The following is a 17,301-nucleotide window of genomic DNA, read 5'->3' on the forward strand; positions in this document are numbered from 1 at the left end:
GGAAATATATAAGAAAAAACAGCTGGCTGCACCCTTTTCCCCTGGTTCATGATTGTTGTACCGCTCTTTTATGTTATAATAACGCCAGCCTATAAGGATCTGTTACGATACTTTCCAATATCGTAAAGATTACTTGTAGCGCATATACTTTCTTTCAATAAAAAGTATATGCAAACATAAAAAATGTGTATTTGTCCATTACACAACTATCTTAATGGAGTTCAGTATCATGAGAAGACGGATAGTTCAATTCATTTCGAGCTGCTTACTGGTGTTACTTGGCGTCTACTTGATAAGTGGCTCGGCCTACGCTCACACGCTAAAATTGGCTGATGTGACTTTCATCGAACATAAAGGCGATGGCTATAGCATCTCTTATCCCAGCGACTGGACATTCAATACGAATACCACGAATTCAGGTGGCTATGTTGGTGATTTTTTTACAGACCCGACCAACACGTATGTATTTCATGTCTATCCCAGTCATGATCAAACTTCGGATAAGCAGATCCTGGATCAATTGTTGACAGGCGAGCTAAATAGTACGCTACAATCCATTACTCCCACCGTTACAGTCAATAATGTGGAATGGCAACAAGGGAAAGCGTCAGGCATCAATCAATTGACAGGCAAACAATACGAAAAGATTGGCTGGGTCAGCAAAAATCCAGTTGATCCCGACCATATTCCTCACTTCGTCCTGCATGCCGAAGGGGATCCAGCGGCATTCGACTGCTATACAGACAAATATTTTCTCCCCATGCTACACTCATTCCACTTCACAAAATAGCTCCTATACCACTTTTTAGCGAGGATGGTAAACGTATCGTTGCCATCCTCCTTTTTATTGCTGGCTCGAGAGATCCTAAAAAACGCCATCGCCTCAAACACCACATACCCAGCACCTGAAATAAAAAGAACAATATCCCATACCATCCCTTATGAAGCTATCAGCCTGTACCTCCCTAACCTTAGAAATCTTAAAGCTATTTAAGTAAATGATTAACATTCCCACAAAAGCCAAAAATGTGTATCCCTTTTCATTTATGTAACCGTATAATACTCATAACGGAGAAACAAAATTAATTCTCCAAACCTGAATAATCTTAAATGCTTTAGAAAATTGAATCGTTAGTTTAAAGGAGAACATACATGTTCGCTGCTACAGCACTTTCATTCGCCGCTCTTGAAGTTGGCGCTATCATTTGGTGGTTGGTTGTTGGTCTGATCGCTGGTGCTCTGGCTGGTCTGGTCATGCGCGGTGGCGGTTATGGTATCGTCGGTGACATCGTTGTTGGTCTCGTAGGCGCTCTGGTTGGTGGTTTCGTTGCCGGCCTATTCGGTCTTGGTTCCAGCAGCTTTGTTGGTTCAATCATCATCGCTTTCATCGGCGCTTGTATCTTCATCGCCATCCTGCGTGCCGTTAGTGGTAGCACCCGCCGCCGCGTATAACGCATAGCAAGCGATGAACCTCAAGGACAATCAAAAAATCATTGTCCACAGCTATTAAAGAGCTGAACGTAAAAAGGGCCCCCTTTCCCAGAGTGGAAAAAGGGGGCCCTTTTTTGTGCGCATTTCCAGAATTTAAACGTCCCAGTGCAGGGAGCGCTCTACGGCCCGCTTCCAGGTATTATAGTGCTGTTCGCGCTGGTCTTTGCTCATCTGCGGCTCAAATGTGCGGTCGATGGCCCAGTATTTTGACACCTCTTGCATACTTTCCCAGAAACCTACGGCCAGGCCTGCCAGATAGGCTGCACCAAGCGCTGTAGTTTCCACGACCTGTGGCCGCTCCACCGGTACACCCAGGATATCCGCCTGGAATTGCATCAGGAGATTATTTTGTACAGCTCCACCATCTACGCGTAAGGATTTGAGGTCGGTACCACTATCTGCGATCATCGCTTCCAGGACATCGCGAGTCTGGTAACACATGGACTCCAGGGTGGCTCGGGCTACGTGTCCAATTGATGAGCCACGGGTCAGGCCAACAATGGTGCCACGTGCATATGAATCCCAGTGCGGTGCCCCCAAACCAACAAAGGCTGGCACCAGGTAGACACCACCATTATCTTCCTCTGTTTCTGCCAGGGCCTCAACTTCAACGCTGCTCTGAATAGCTTTCAAGCCATCGCGCAGCCACTGAACGGCGGCTCCAGTCACGAAAATGCTGCCTTCCAATGCATAGGTGATCTCGGCATGGGAGGGCTCGCCCATACCCCAGGCAATCGTGGTCAGGAGTCCATTTTGGGATGGTACAGCTCTGGAGCCGGTATTCAATAACATAAAACTACCGGTTCCGTAGGTGTTCTTGGCCATACCTACTTCGTAGCAGGCCTGCCCAAACGTTGCAGCCTGCTGATCACCGGCAATACCAGCCATCTTGATTGGCCCACCAAAGAACTCAGGATCGGTCTCGCCATAGACCATACTGGATGGCATGACGGTTGGCAACATTGAGCGTGGAACACCCAGCTCATTCAACAACACATCATCCCATTCTTTTGTATGGATATTAAAGAGCAATGTACGACAGGCGTTCGTGTAATCGGTAACATGAATCCTGCCTTTCGACAAACGCCATAACAAGAAGGTATCGACTGTCCCAAATAAGAGCTCACCACGCTCCGCTTTGGCACGTGCGCCCTCAACATTATCCAGTATCCACTTGACTTTTGTCCCCGAAAAATAAGCATCGGTGACCAGGCCGGTCCGTTCACGAATCTCTTTATCAAACCCTTTGGCGATCAATTCCTTACAGATTGGAGCGGTCAGACGGCTTTGCCAGACGATGGCATTGAAGACTGGCTTTCCGCTAGCTTTTTCCCATACCAGGGCTGTCTCGCGCTGATTGGTAATGCCTAAGGAGGCAATGTCGCTCGCGCTCACGCCGGCTTTCTTCAATACCTCTTGCGCCACCGCCAGCTGGCTGGACCAGATCGCCTCGGGATCATGCTCAACCAGGCCGGGTGCCGGATACAACTGGGGAAATTCTTGTTGCGCAACACTTACAATTGATCCACTGTGGTCAAATAGGATCGCCCTTGAGCTGGTCGTACCTTGATCTAAGGCCAGAATGTATTTTGCCATACTACTTTTCTTTCTAAAGGATGCATTGCTCTGCATGCTTTTCTTCACATCATCGTATGAGATCTTGCAGGCTTCAGTACCTGGCTGATCTCAAACCACATACGTTCATTACAATTACTGAGCTATAAGAAATTCAGAGAGAACTCTCTCACATTCTATCACCACACAAAAAAGATGAAATCTGTTATATTTGATACTATGACATTTGGTATACATAGGGTGGGAGCATATAAGTGTTTGCTAGAGTATTGGTAACCAAAAGCCCTACAGAAAAGATAAGCTCCTCCAATAAACGCAAAAATATGATACAGTTTACCTGAAGTAACTACTACTACTACTCGATCAGGTAGCAATGGCATTGGGGATGCCTTTTTTCATACTTGCACAGGTGCAAACTTAATAACATATGTCCAGAAGTCAGGACACAGATTTTTTTGTAGAGATGAGTATATATGCTTGAACTATTTCAGATGTGGGCGCTGGTTGAATTTCTGGGTATTCTCTTCCTGCCTCTCACAGTAACGGTTTTTCGCAATATTCCGGATCGTGGCTGGGCCTGGAGTAAGGCTCTGGCTATCTTTGTACTGGCCTTCTGCGTCTGGTGGCCTTTGATGGTGATACAGGCTTTACCGTTCAGCCAGTTGTTTATTTTCGTGATGCTCTTGCTGCTGCTGGTCCTGAATGTGATTGGCTTCCTGCGTACACGCCAGACGATTGAGCATATCCTGCGTGCGAATGGTCGCTATATCGCGGTGGTTGAGGCGGTTTTTCTGCTGATGATGCTACTGTTAGGCTGGCTACGCTCGTTCAAGCCAGATATTTACTCGTATGAGATGTTTATGGATGGCGGTTTCCTGGCTTCGATTATGCGTAGTGAGCATTTTCCGCCACAGGATATGTGGTATGCCGGTTACTCTATCAACTATTATTATTACGCCCATTATATTGTGGCTCTACTCGCAAAATTACTGGGACAGATCCCATCGGTTGCGTTCAATACTGGCATAAGTATGCTGTATGGCCTGACTGCGGTCAGCTTGTTTGGCGTCACAAGCAATCTTATCGCCTGGTCACATCGGGTACGTAAGCAACGAGAGGCTCATGAGGCGAATGTAGAGGTACATGAGAAGCCAATCTATGCCACAAAAAATGCCTTGCTGGTTGGTACTCCTTTTGCGGCTTTAACAGTAGCACTGGGATTACTGCTGGGCAATCTGGCTTCGACAATTCAGTGGTTTCATGATCGCAGTGTGGGAGGTGGCTATGATTGGTTTAATCCTACTCGTATTATTCCGCGCACCATTAATGAGTTTCCGGCCTTTAGTTTTCTTCTCTCTGATTTCCATGCCCATGTGCTTTCTCTGGCCTTTACGATTCTGGGTATTGGCATGGCGCTCAATCTTTTGTTGGAGCAGGATGGTCAGGGGATCTTTGTGTTTGGGCGCGGCTGGCGTTTGCCGTTGACATTGGGCACGACCTCTTTGCTGCTTGGTGGTCTGTTTGTCATGAATGGCTGGGATCTGCCTACGTATATGGGATTGGCGATTGTCTGTCTCGGCTTGCAGCAGTGGTTGCGCCACGAGAAACGCTGGAGTTGGAGCCTGCTCCTCAATATCATTTCCGCTGCCCTGGCATTGATCGCGCTGGCGGTATTGCTGTTCTTGCCTTTCCACTTGAACTTTATCTCACCGTCACAGGGCATCGGCATCGTGGCGCTCAATGAGCGCTCACCTCTACGCGATGAACTATTGATTTATAGCCTGTTTGCCTTTCTGTTTCTAACCCTCCTCTTCACGAATATTGGCACACGTGTCCTTGCCGCTCGCCATAATTCAACCACGGAACAAGTTACAGGTATTGAGAACAAAGAGGCCGCACTGGATGAAATTGCTGGTAACCATCCAATTGATGAAGAAATCTCTATTGAAGATCCAAAGCCTGCGGCCGATGAGGAGCAACAGGAAAGATATCTTTCCTGGCCATTTATCGGGATTATGACCGGCCTGGGCTTTATGGCAATTGGACTGGCCTGTCAGTTGTTTAGTCCCGCCAATACAACGTTATTTCTTACGCTGGGGATCACGATTACCGCGGTAGTGGTCTTGCTACAACATACAGATGATCGGGCTCATGCGTTTACAATATTGCTGGGCGCGGTAGCAATAGCTCTGGTGGCAGGATGCGAGATCGTCTTTCTGCGCGATGTGTTTGTGGATAATAATCCACGTATGAATACGGTCTTCAAGTTTTACTTCCAGGCCTGGATCTTGCTCTCTATTGCCTGCGGGGCTGGCCTCTACTATATTCTGGAGAATTTCCGGCGCATGGAGGTGTTTGCAGCCACTCGACGCTATCTGGTGACAGGTGGCAAAGTTCTCTGGGGCCTTGTCCTGCTCCTCTTTTTACTGGCGGGCTCGCTCTATCCTCTGTTCGCACCCTATTATCGCTTTGTCAGCGTTGATCCCACCACCCATCAAACCGGCCTGTTTCGGACCAATAGTCTGGATGGCCTGAATTATCTTAAGTATGATGATGCCTTGCCCGGAGATTATGATGCGATTCGCTGGCTCAACAGTCATGTTAGTGGCTCACCAGTCATAGTCGAGGCGGTCGGCGACGATTATACTGGCTATGCACGCGTCTCAGCCCTGACCGGATTGCCAACACTTATGGGTTGGATTGGTCACGAGATTCAATGGCGCATCCAATGGATTAATCGTAGTCCTGACAATGCCGCTGAATTTGATAGTCGCAAAGCCGATGTCACTCAGATCTATTCAGATCCCGATCCCAAACGTGTCCTGGCCACCATGAATCGTTATCATGCACAATATATCTATGTTGGCGCATCGGAGCGCGCAACATATGGCAACGCGAACCTGGATCGCTTCGCCTCTTTCATGCAGGTGGTCTATAAAAGCCCAACCGTCACCATTTACAAACTAAAGTCCTGAACATCCATTAATTTTGTGCTCACGGCTCGTAGTCAGTCCAGATTGTTTATTGCGCGTGTTGCCAGGGTTGTTTCATCATGAACGCCTGTCAATAGTGAAATGGACTGACTACGAACAACGTTCTAGCATAGTCGGCCCAGCCACGTATGCTTAACCTTATGCTCTTCTAGGAAATCAAGATCATAGCTCCCAACCTCGTCTTCTGACCCTTGATTTATATTACTTCCCTCTATTCTCCAATTATTCTATATGCAGTCTATTCTCATATAATTCTTTATCTTGCATCCTTAAAAGCATCCAGAATAATGAAGCCTGAAAATTATAAAAATAACCATTGACAAACTCATAATTATCAGTTAACCTAATGCCATTAGGACAATCTATTCCAAATAGATTCTTCTAATGGCATTAGGATAACATGAATATTTGTAGAGAAGTAGCGAAACGATGAAAGAGAAGAAGTCTATCCTCTCGCCCAAAGAACGTCGTCAGCGCAATCGGGAAGAGATGGAGCATGCCATTCTTGAAGCTGCTCGACAGGTTATGCGTGAGGAAGGGGTTGCAGCTCTGAATCTGCAAGAGGTGGCGCGTCGAGTCGGTGTACGCGCTCCCTCCCTGTATGAGTATTTTCCAGGAAAAATGGCTCTTTATGATGCGCTCTTCCGCATGGGCGTTCGTCTGTACGCGCAATACATGAATCGCTTAACAGAGGGCACTGATGAATTCTGGGGACGAGCGCAAGCTGGATTAGAAAACTACATGAGGTTTGCCCAGGAGTATCCGGAACTGTATCAACTCGTCCAGGAACGTCCCGTTCCGGGGTTTGTCCCTTCGGAGGAGAGTATGGAAGAAAGCCGTCGCTTGCTGACGATGACGGATACTATCATCGAAAAGGGCATTGAGCGGGAAAGTCTTGCCCTTGGGATTACGGTTCCGGAGGCCCGAGACCTGTTCCTGGCCTTGATGCATGGGCTGACGGCGTTACATATGGCCAATGAGCCGGAACTGCCCGTGGGCTCGGGTCGCTTTGGCAGCTTACTTCCGGCGGCACTTGCCTTGTTTCATGCGGCATGGGAGCCGGAGCCATCTAAGATAGATGACGAGCAAAAAGAGAAAAAATAAGTTAAGGGTTGTTTTTTATCAGAAGTTGTCAGAGGCTTCTCAGTTTGAATTGCGTTCAGGAGAACGATTATGCAAACAGTCAGGAACATGAGCAGCGATGATTCTGTTGCGCGTCCCGCTCTTGTGCATGCGAGTACTATCCTCCCGCTTTCTCATCGTGAGGCAAAGGCCATGGCAACGCTTGAATTGGAGCGCTTCCTGGCACTTGTGACTTCTCTATCAGAAGATGCGTGGGAGAAACCAACAGCCTGTTCCCGCTGGAATGTCCGACAAATGCTTGCGCATGTGACAGGGGCAGCCGCTGCCTATGCCAGCTTCACAGAGTTCAGGCGCCAGTATAGTTTCAAGGTTCACCGCCCCTATCGGATGTCTGGCCTCTCATATCTCGATAGCCTGAACCAGATTCAGGTCGATGACCGCGCTACTGCTACACCAGCAGCATTAATCGAAGAGCTACGAACGGTGGGTCCTCGCGCTCTGGCCACACGAGCACGACTTCCATGGCTGTTACGTGCTCTTCCTGTCCCCTTACCAGCACTGGGAATCGTCCCTGTTGGGTACTTGACCGATCTGATCTATACCCGTGATATGTGGATGCATCGACTGGACCTGTGTCAGGCAACTGGGTGCGAGATGGTGATGACCCCTGAGCATGATGGACGCGTCGTCTCACTAATCATGCGTGATGTAACAAAGAAGCTTGCGCCGATCCTGCGCGATACATCTATGGTCTATCATCTTTCAGGAGGGATCGAGGAAATATGGCAAATTGGCCCAAAGATGCCTCCCACGACAACGCTTCATCTCGATGTCGTTAATTTCAACCTGTTGGCTTCGGGGCGACTCACTCCAGAAGATGTGTGGTCTCATGTCACGTTTGAGGGTGAGACCTCTCTCGCCCGCGAAGTCCTCAAACATACTGCTGCTCCGTACTAATGAAAAATCTACATGACAGCACACCAGGCGATGCCAATTCTCAAAGTAGGTGATGTCTGGCATGATGAAGTGTAAAAGGAATTGATTATCGCGCAGTGCCGCCTGACGTTGCCTGGTTTCTCGTTCCTACTCACTGTTACCACTTTCTAATGTATGAAATGCATCTTTGCAGAAGATTATTCCGCAAAGATCAATCTAATTTCCTCCACTCACTTTACATGTATTGATTCTCATATAATCTTTACATCAATATGCATAAATTCATGACATCACGGAGAAATCACCATGTATCACACACGCGAGTACCACTCACCGTCCTTTTTTTCGGGTTTCAGGCCCGCATTGAGCGCTTGTAGCCTTCTTCTTGTGCTTTTGCTGAGTGCTTGTGGTTTGGGAGGGGGAAGTACTGGAACGGTTTCGACCCCAACTGGTGGCAGTACTACCGCGACTACTCAGCCTACTTCTATTCCTACCCAACCTCCAACTTCTGTTCCTGTCCAGCCTACGTCCGCACCTGCTACCAACCTGACAAACTATACAGGTAATGGCTTTACTATTGGCTATCCAGCGGGATGGACTATCGAGAAGGTATCCCCGTCGGCTGCCTCGGTCATTTTCATCAATCCAACACGCACCATCGAGTTCATTGTGACGGTCTCACCTAATCCCAATGCCAACTCCGCAACTTCCGTTGCGCTCGATCCTCTCGTGCCAGCCATGCAGTCCAAACCTCACTATCAAAAAGTGGATCTCGCGTCCAACACAACGATTGGAGGAGAGTCCTGGGATCAGACTGGCGCGATTGGTGATTTGCCCTACAATGGTCAGCCAGTGTCGACCAAGGTCATCGCGATGGCTCTCAATCGTCCCGCACACGATGCAAACACCAAAATGTACAAAATCCAGTTCAGCGCGCCAGCCAAAGACTTTGACCAGACGGAGAACACGGCCTTCCAACCGATGTTGCAGTCATTCAAGTTTGTCTAGATGAGTCGAAGCAGATTGGATTGGCTACACTCCATAGAGAGTGTTGAAAGGAAAAATAGGATGTCACAATCCACCACCCATACTTGTACTCACTGCCATGCATCTATCCCTGGGTCTATGAGTTTTTGCCCACATTGTGGAACACCAGCAAGTGCCAGCTATGCTCCAACACAAAAGATCCCGCCAAATCAGCGGGATCAACCACCATTACAAAGTTTTCAGCCACCGCTGCCCTATGCGCGGCCACAAAAAAACTCGTCGCGAGGAATACTGAAAGTAGGAATAATCCTGCTACTTCTGCTGCTTCTGCTTGGCACAGGTGGATTCTTTGCTTTTCGCTATATTGCCAGTAGAGCCAGCAACACAACCAATAGCGCTGTAAAGAGTCAGGCCATTCCAGCTCAGGCCCCGCTGACAACGACGCCGATCAATGCAATGTTCAACTATGCAAGTGTCACTATCACGATTGTTAGTGCACAGCAGGCAACAAGTTTTGCGAATGATCGCAATACACCTGCACATGGAGTGGTGCGCCTCAATCTACACGCGATCCAATCAGATGCAAACAATGTGTACTTTGCGAGCGCTCCCCCTTTTTCCTATCCTGAATCTTTCGATCTGCTTTTACCAGGAGGAAACAAGGTTACAACTGGAGGATATAAAGATCTCACTGGACCTGCGCGTAAGGGGGATCAGACGACCTGGATTGATTTTCCCTCCGCCGCAGGCCTGAAAGTGGACCAGATGATCCTGCAAATTGGTAAGGACACAGAAGAGCAAATACAGGTTCCGTTAACCGGACATGCCAACCTGAGTCAGTATCAACCGAAACAGAGTGCTCCTAATTTACGTGTAGCCTTTGGGAGTATGTTTTGGACCTTAAAAGCGGTTACATGGAAACTCAGTGATAGTGGTACACAGGTCGAGAAAGGCAAGCGTTTCCTGGTCCTCACGCTCTCACTTGATAATCCTGGTAGTGAAGGATACAGTGCCTTCCCGCCCGATTTCATTCGCCTGGAATATGGTGGGACGACCAGTAATCTCGAACAAGCGGTCATTGGCGATGCTGCGGCTGGCGCGACAAATATTCCGGGTCGGGTCTCCTTCGTGGTGCCACAAGAGACCACGAGTGCGACCTTCATACTACTGCCAGGGCACACTCCTGACGCAACAAATCAGGCCACGATCCCCTTTCAGGTTCCGTAGAGAGAGGTCCGCATCTGGTGACCAAAGACAATCAACCCACACTGGCCACTAATCTTGCGGACTTTTTGCGGATCCACCTTGAGATGGACGTAAGCCAATCGTTAAAACACGAGATTTTAGCGGTTGGCTTGCTTGCTCTAAAGCCACTTCCATGGCTCATCTATATTCCTATTATAGGCGAATTGTCTTCCTATGGCGCCTCTTAGACGAGGTATATATAGTAATATAAAGATAGTAGCATATTTCTTTGCGTGTGGAGGTTAAGCCAGTGGAATCAGATCATCTCGCATTTTCAAGGCATGATCAGGTTGCGGAAGAACAGCAAATGTATCTTCAAGCTGATAATATCAGTCTGTTCCTGGCATTGGCTCAGGATAGCGCGGCTGTTTTCTGGCTCTTAACTTCTGATGGTCATTTTGAAAATACGTATACACATAGCTGGAAAAACTTTACCGGCCAGGAAGATGGTTGTTATGCTGGCCCTGACTGGTTGCAAAGTATTCATCCCCTTGATCGTATCGAAACCCATGCAGCATTTTTGCAATCCGTTGCTTCACACCATAGCACAGAGACCGAATGCCATCTCCATCGGCACGATGGTAGCTATCCTTTGCTACGACTGCGCTATATTCCTGTCCCTAAGACCGATGGTAGTATTGCTCAGGTTATCGTCCTCGGTCAAGAGATCAGTGATAATGAACGGCGAAAGATGGGCGAGGAGCAGATGCACCTGGCGCTGGCCGCGGCAAATATCGGTTTATGTGATTGGGATATACGCATTGATGTGTTGACCTTAACTGATCAGTGCAAAATGCTGTTTGGTTTTTCAACCCATGAGACGGTTAGCTATGAGCAACTGATGGCGGCCGTCCATCCTGATGATCTGACGCAACGCGATCAAGCGATTCAAGAGGCCCTGGTCGCCAAAAGCGAATATAGTGTGGATTATCGTATCATCCATCCCAATCAGACAACCCACTGGCTCACGGTGCGCGGCCGCTGGCTCTATGATGGACAGGGATTTCCGGTACGCATGATTGCTGCTGTGATGGATATTACCGCACTCAAACGAGCCGAGGCTCAACAATCACAGGCCGCCAGTAAATTAACGACTGTCCTTGAAAGTATCAGTGATGCCTTCTTTATGATCGATACGCAGTGGCGCTATACCTATGCGAATTCCCATGCGGAAGAGTTGCTGGGCAAAAAGTTGCCGGATCTCATTGGTCAGCATATTGAAGAGGTAACACCAACGTTTGCGGACTCTTTTTTCCATCTTAAATTTCAGCAGGCATTTAAGACGCAGCAGGCACAACATTTTGAAGCCTTCTCTTTGCCGCAGAAAAAATGGTTTGAGCTCCACGCCTATCCTTCTTCTGAAGGACTCTCGGTGTATTATCAGGATATCACCGAGCGCAAAAGAGTGGATCGCGCTCTACGAGAAAGCGAGATGAAATTTCGGCGCTTTGTGGAGTCCAATATTATCGGTGTGCTGGTCGTTGATATCTATGGCAATATTTATGAAGCTAACCAGGCCTATCTCTCAATAACTGGTTATACCAACGAGGAAATTACGGCCGGAAAACTGCAATGGACGGCCATGACGGTGCCTGATTCCTTGCCCCGCCAGGCTCAAGCGATCGAGGAGTTTCTAGCGACCGGTGTGAGCAAGCCCTTTGAATTAACGATTCATAATAAGGAGAATAAGCCAGTCCCTATTATGATGGCGATCGCGCAACTCAAAAGTTCGTCAACCCTGGGAGTAGCTATCGTGCTGGATATTAGTGCGCGCAAAGAGGTAGAACAACAAAAAGATGTCTTTTTAAGCATTGCCAGCCACGAGTTACGCACACCCCTGACGGTCATTAAAGGCTCACTGCAACTCATCCAGCGCCGCATGAAGCGCATGGCATCCTTGCCCGAAGCGCATAGTCCAGCCATAAAGACAGCACAGAATAAAAATGCAGAGGATCTAGCCCACGCCTTACATCAGATAGATGCACAATCGCGCCTGGTCAACGACCTGCTCGACGTTACACGGATCACCGTCGATAAGCTAGAACTGAAAATGCAACGCTTCGATCTGGTCAAACTAATCCATGACACGGTTGACGACCTGCGCTCAACCACACCGACACGCAGCTTAAAACTCCTGGTATCACCAAAAAAATCTCTCTATGTGGTAGCAGACCCCGATCGTATCGCCCAGGTAATCAGCAATTATGTGACCAACGCCATCAAATACTCTGACCCTGAGCGCCCCATTCGCATTGGCATGCACTACAACGAAGACGTTGCACGCGTCTGGGTACAGGACAAAGGCCCGGGACTATCGGAAGATGCGCGTAAGCAGATCTGGAAACGATTTTATCAACTCAAAGAATCCTCAACCTCCTCGGATAACAAGCAGGGTCTGGGCCTGGGACTCTATATTTGTCAGACGATTATTCAACAGCATCACGGAGAAGTAGGTGTTGATAGTATTCCTGGCAAAGGTTCAACATTCTGGTTCACACTACCCTTGAAAGCGGAATAACGTACCATGAACAAGAGCAAATATCTCAATACGCCCACAGCTAATCTTCGGGCTCCTCATCGCTATCCACCACATTCACGCCCTCTCGTCGCAGTTCAATCAGAATATCAATCACCCCTTTAGCACTTTCAATCGCATCAGCCGGGGATGGCGAATATTCATAAGCAGGATCAGTCTTAATGATCCGGTCGTTCCATTTGAAGACACCATCGAATTCAAAATCAGATATCTTCTCTACCCAGATCGTGATCCCTTTATAGCGCGCCGTACCCTCTTCTCTGTACACCATCGCATATTCTCGCTAACTCGCCAACCTTCTACAAAATGTAATCCATTCATTATCATACAACACATTTAGTATACACCCACCGCTTACCTTCAACACCCTTTCTTTTCGCGTCTGTATCACACCCATAGAGTTATCATACTATTATTTCCAGTGTGTGATGTATTGGTGCGTGACCACGCACCAGTACACTCTACACCTCCAATCTGGCACGGCAGACATGGCAAAGCCCTACAAGTCACGAAGCAAACTCTTGCACATGTACTTATTCTTTGGTAGAGTTCATTATACACATATGTAAATATCTACCATACTATTCCCGCTCTCAGGAGATCAGGGCTTTTTCATTTTCAGCCGGGAGTAACTGTCAGGCAAATCATCTACAGAGTATTTCTGGTGTGGTGTGTGTTCTGTGGGCGGCCGCGGCCGCCCACAGAACACACACCACACCAGACTCCGGCGCCGTAGGCGCCAGGAAGAGGAAAATTAAAAAGCCCTGTCAGGAGATAGTCATAGTTGACAAATAGGAAAATATATCATGTCTTACACGCTTTTTATTGATGCCGACGATACACTCTGGGAGAACAATATCTACTTTGAGCAGACAACCGAGGACTTCATTAATTTCCTCAATCATTCCTCCCTCAGCCCTGAAGAAGTACAGGCACTCCTCAACGATGTTGAGCGTCAGATGGGTTACGGCTTCGCAAACTTCACCAAGAGCTTGATCGAAGTCTACAAACAGTTAAGCGAACGGCCAGTAAGCGATAGCGATATCGAGCAGATTCAGGCCTTTGGTACCCAATTAGCCAACAATCCCATCGAGATTATTGAAGGTGTGCAGGACACGCTAGCAGATCTATCGCATCGTCATCAGCTTATCCTGCTCACAAAAGGTCATGCCGAGGAACAGCACCTCAAAATTGAGCGTTCAGGGCTGGCGGATTACTTTGAGCATACCCTGGTAGTACCAGAGAAGCATCCAGAGGCCTATAATCAACTGGTTACCGAGTTCCAACTGGATGTTGCTCACACCTGGATGATTGGGAATTCCCCACGCTCAGATATTAATGCGGCTCGTGCAGCGGGCTTGAACACGGTCTATATTCCTCATTCCCATACCTGGACCCTTGAGATGCAAGAAGTTATCGTTGATGGGCCCAGTCGCCACCTGACCCTGAAATCATTCTCTGAGTTACGCGAACATTTCTAACATAGTATATACCAGGTAAATAAAGCCAGGAGATGCGGGGGTGTCCCCCGCATCTCTCTTTACCCCTTCTCCCGCCGTAAACGGGAAGAGTTTATTTGAAGCCAGGAGGTGCAGGAGGGCCGGCCAGCCCCGCCTGCCGGGGGTGCGGGGGTGTCCCCCGCTGCTCTTTCCACCCCCTTCTCCCATCGTAAACAGAAAGAGTTTATTTGAAGCCGGGAGGTGCAGGAGGGCCGGCCAGCCCCGCCTGCCGGGGGTGCGGGGGTGTCCCCCGCTGCTCTCCCCCCCTCCTCCCGCCGTAGGCGGGAAGAGTTTATTTGCAGTTCAGCTTATTAGAGGTGATAAGATCGAAGGTTTCTGGTAATCCATCTTTTGGGGGAGTACAAACGGACGGCAACACGCTATAGTCTTTACTATGGATTTGTTGTAATTATTCAGCATACTTCTGCCATGATTAAGGAGGATTCCTCATGTCATATCCAGATCAGAAGCCAGATCCTTCAGAATCATTTAACAGTCCACTAGAACCTTCGGAAAAAAACGGCGAAAAGACGGTTGAACAATCAACCTATCGCGCGGCTAGCGAAGCACAAAAACCGTATTATGTGCCATCAGGCACACCCCCCCCGTATTCACAAGGTATGCCACCAACAAACGTCCCGACGTATACATCAGGAAATGGGCCACGAACAAACCAGCCCTCTTATCCATCAGGTAACCAACCCCTTTATCCATCGGGGAACCAACCATCTGCTGATGTTCCGACAACGTACAGGCCAGGAAATGGCATACCACATACAACGGTCCCTACATCCCTGGGTAATCAGCCTGTCGATACAACATACGGTAGGCAAACGGGCTATTATGCTCCTGGTACGACACCGGGGGGAGGACCGCCAACAGGTACAGGTACGACACCAATAGGAGGCGGTACTCGACCAAGTGGCAAGGGTAAATGGATAGGACTCCCCATACTGGCCCTCTTAATGGGAGCGCTCGGAGGCTGGTTTACGTCCAGCGGCACCACCAGTAGTCCGGCGGGCGCCATCTTTAATCCTAATGGCACTCAGCCTATTGAACAGGTGGCCGGCAAATTACGTCCATCGGTAGTGCAAATCAATGTGGCAACGCCAAAGGGAAGCGGTATCGGATCAGGTGTGATCATCGATCCACGTGGCTATATTGTGACCAATAATCACGTCCTTCAGGGTGGACAGGTTTATCAGGTTGTACTTTACGATAATACCAAACTACCAGCCACGCTAGCAGGTACAGATCCACAAGATGATCTTGCGGTAATTAAAGTAAATCCACCACGGCATATGGCGGTGGCAAAAATTGGCGACTCATCCCGATTGCAGGTTGGACAACCGGTACTGGCTATCGGTAATCCACTGGGCATCACTCAAACAGTTACCAGTGGTATTGTGAGTGCATTAGGACGTAATGTCAGCGAGGGTCCAAATAGTTTGATCATCGATGCCATTCAGACTGATGCCGCCATTAATCCTGGGAATAGTGGTGGAGCCCTGGCCAATATGCAAGGGGATCTCGTTGGAATTCCGACGCTGGTCCCGATTGATCCAGAGTTTAAAACACCTGCCTCAGGCGTTGGCTTTGCGATCCCATCCAATCGGGTCAAGTTTATCGCCCCCCAATTGATCAAATCGGGTCGGGTCATAAATTCTGGTCGTGCGGATATGGGCGTGAATATTATCAGTGTCGATTCGAACATCGCCTCACAGGCACAACTACCAATAGATACTGGCGCGCTCATCGTAAACGTGGTCCCTGGTAGCCCGGCCGCCCAGGCGGGTCTGAGAAGAGGCGACATCATTGTTCAGGCAGACAATCAACCGGTCACCGATAGCTCAAGCCTGCAGGATGTCCTGATCAATAAGCGACCAGGCGATATCATAACGTTACAGATTTATCGCGGCTCTCAACAGGGCACAGCCAGAGTCAGATTGGGAGAGCAACGGTACAGTTAAAGTTGTAGATAGACAATCTAACCGTATAGCAATTTGCCTTGACTTTACAATAGAAAGGAGTATGGATACGTATCCTGAAACTTCTGTGTACGACAAAACGTGTGTTTGACAGGATTTCTTTAATAGAAGACCTCGTAATGACTCGTGTGGCGTACGCGTTTAAAGAAAGGTAAATTGCTATGGGAAAGTTTCTCCAAGGCCTCTTAGTGGGGGCAGCGGCCGGCTTGCTGATTGCTCCAATGAAGGGCGAAGAACTACGCAATCAGCTTGAGGAGCGCTTTAAAAAACTTCAGCATAGAGTGTCCAGTTCAAATCTGCCACTCACTTCTATTGACGCGCAACGTGTTGGCTATAGTAAGTCTGGGGATAGTGGAGAAGCCATTACGCTACCACCCAGGAACATGAAAAGTCCAAAACCAGATGGCATGTCCTCATCCAAAACAACCAGCCAGCCATTCACAGGAGCGAGCACAACAGGAAAAGACGTACCGGTTACTGGCGACACGACAAACATGTCAGGGATACAGTCAACGTCCAATAGTGGTATGGCGGAAAGCACGACGCGACCTGCAACATTTAACAGTAAATCAAGTACATCCAAACCTGATACAACATCCACGCCATCCAGACCTGAGGCACCACCAGCCATTATAAAAACAGATGCGACCTCCGAAACTGCGGCCCAACACATCAAAACAACAAAGCCGGGTACAACTCCCACGAGACGTTATACCTATGAGCGTGCCTGGGATGAAGAAGATAACGATCCAATCATCTTCCCGGTTGAAACGTTCGAGAATCCTAAATCAGCTCATACTACACCAGAGTCGACAAACGCATCAAATAGTAACAACAATAGACCGGATCAAAGTAAACGGACCACAAATTCACACTCAAACAACAAAACTCGTAAGTTTTAATACATGCTGGCCTCAATAACGAAATGGGAAATTCTACCCTTGCGGTCGCGTTGAGATGAGGATAAT

The 17,301-nt window shown here is 48.4% G+C and carries 13 protein-coding genes; 11 read left to right on the forward strand and 2 right to left on the reverse strand.

The window, feature by feature from the left end:
• Positions 1-229 precede the first annotated feature (229 nt).
• Positions 230-790: a hypothetical protein gene (locus EL633_RS30540; protein WP_126631001.1), complete on the forward strand. Its 561-nt coding sequence runs from the start codon at positions 230-232 to the stop codon at positions 788-790.
• A gap of 362 nt (positions 791-1,152) precedes the next feature.
• On the forward strand, positions 1,153-1,452 hold the full coding sequence (locus EL633_RS30545) for a GlsB/YeaQ/YmgE family stress response membrane protein (RefSeq protein ID WP_126631002.1): 300 nt from the start codon (positions 1,153-1,155) through the stop codon (positions 1,450-1,452).
• 132 nt (positions 1,453-1,584) lie between these two features.
• On the opposite strand, the gene glpK is transcribed toward EL633_RS30545, so the two are convergent.
• Positions 1,585-3,087 carry a glycerol kinase GlpK gene (glpK, locus tag EL633_RS30550; RefSeq protein WP_126631003.1) on the reverse strand — a complete coding sequence of 501 codons (1,503 nt, stop codon included), beginning with the start codon at positions 3,085-3,087 and terminating at the stop codon, positions 1,585-1,587.
• A gap of 452 nt (positions 3,088-3,539) precedes the next feature.
• Here glpK and EL633_RS30555 point away from each other — a divergent pair, with 452 nt between their 5' ends.
• The 6 genes from EL633_RS30555 to EL633_RS30580 all read left to right on the forward strand — a co-directional run bounded on the left by EL633_RS30555 (position 3,540) and on the right by EL633_RS30580 (position 12,828).
• Positions 3,540-6,041: a DUF2298 domain-containing protein gene (locus tag EL633_RS30555; protein WP_126631004.1), complete on the forward strand. Its 2,502-nt coding sequence runs from the start codon at positions 3,540-3,542 to the stop codon at positions 6,039-6,041.
• A 447-nt stretch (positions 6,042-6,488) separates the two neighbouring features.
• Positions 6,489-7,163: a TetR/AcrR family transcriptional regulator gene (locus EL633_RS30560; RefSeq protein ID WP_126631005.1), complete on the forward strand. Its 675-nt coding sequence runs from the start codon at positions 6,489-6,491 to the stop codon at positions 7,161-7,163.
• A gap of 69 nt (positions 7,164-7,232) precedes the next feature.
• A complete protein-coding gene (locus EL633_RS30565; RefSeq protein ID WP_126631006.1) occupies positions 7,233-8,099 on the forward strand; it encodes a maleylpyruvate isomerase family mycothiol-dependent enzyme in 867 nt (288 codons plus the stop codon).
• 285 nt (positions 8,100-8,384) lie between these two features.
• Positions 8,385-9,086, forward strand: coding sequence for a hypothetical protein (locus EL633_RS30570; RefSeq protein WP_126631007.1), 702 nt, complete (start codon positions 8,385-8,387; stop codon positions 9,084-9,086).
• Positions 9,087-9,146: 60 nt separating this feature from the next.
• Positions 9,147-10,292, forward strand: coding sequence for a zinc-ribbon domain-containing protein (locus tag EL633_RS30575; RefSeq protein ID WP_126631008.1), 1,146 nt, complete (start codon positions 9,147-9,149; stop codon positions 10,290-10,292).
• Positions 10,293-10,560: 268 nt separating this feature from the next.
• Positions 10,561-12,828: a PAS domain-containing sensor histidine kinase gene (locus EL633_RS30580; RefSeq protein ID WP_126631009.1), complete on the forward strand. Its 2,268-nt coding sequence runs from the start codon at positions 10,561-10,563 to the stop codon at positions 12,826-12,828.
• A gap of 40 nt (positions 12,829-12,868) precedes the next feature.
• Here the strand turns inward: EL633_RS30580 and EL633_RS30585 are convergent, their stop codons facing one another.
• Complete coding sequence (locus tag EL633_RS30585) at positions 12,869-13,117, reverse strand: hypothetical protein (RefSeq protein ID WP_126631010.1); 249 nt, start codon at positions 13,115-13,117, stop codon at positions 12,869-12,871.
• Between the two features lie 535 nt (positions 13,118-13,652).
• Here EL633_RS30585 and EL633_RS30590 point away from each other — a divergent pair.
• The 3 genes from EL633_RS30590 to EL633_RS30600 all read left to right on the forward strand — a co-directional run bounded on the left by EL633_RS30590 (position 13,653) and on the right by EL633_RS30600 (position 17,235).
• Positions 13,653-14,327, forward strand: coding sequence for an HAD family hydrolase (locus EL633_RS30590; protein WP_126631011.1), 675 nt, complete (start codon positions 13,653-13,655; stop codon positions 14,325-14,327).
• A gap of 467 nt (positions 14,328-14,794) precedes the next feature.
• The gene (locus EL633_RS30595) at positions 14,795-16,315 is read left to right on the forward strand and encodes a S1C family serine protease (RefSeq protein ID WP_126631012.1); all 1,521 of its coding nucleotides are present in this window, start codon (positions 14,795-14,797) and stop codon (positions 16,313-16,315) included.
• Between the two features lie 179 nt (positions 16,316-16,494).
• Positions 16,495-17,235: a YtxH domain-containing protein gene (locus EL633_RS30600; RefSeq protein ID WP_218027616.1), complete on the forward strand. Its 741-nt coding sequence runs from the start codon at positions 16,495-16,497 to the stop codon at positions 17,233-17,235.
• Positions 17,236-17,301: the final 66 nt, after the last annotated feature.

Origin of the sequence: Dictyobacter alpinus (assembly GCF_003967575.1) — a bacterium.
Lineage (GTDB): Bacteria > Chloroflexota > Ktedonobacteria > Ktedonobacterales > Ktedonobacteraceae > Dictyobacter > Dictyobacter alpinus.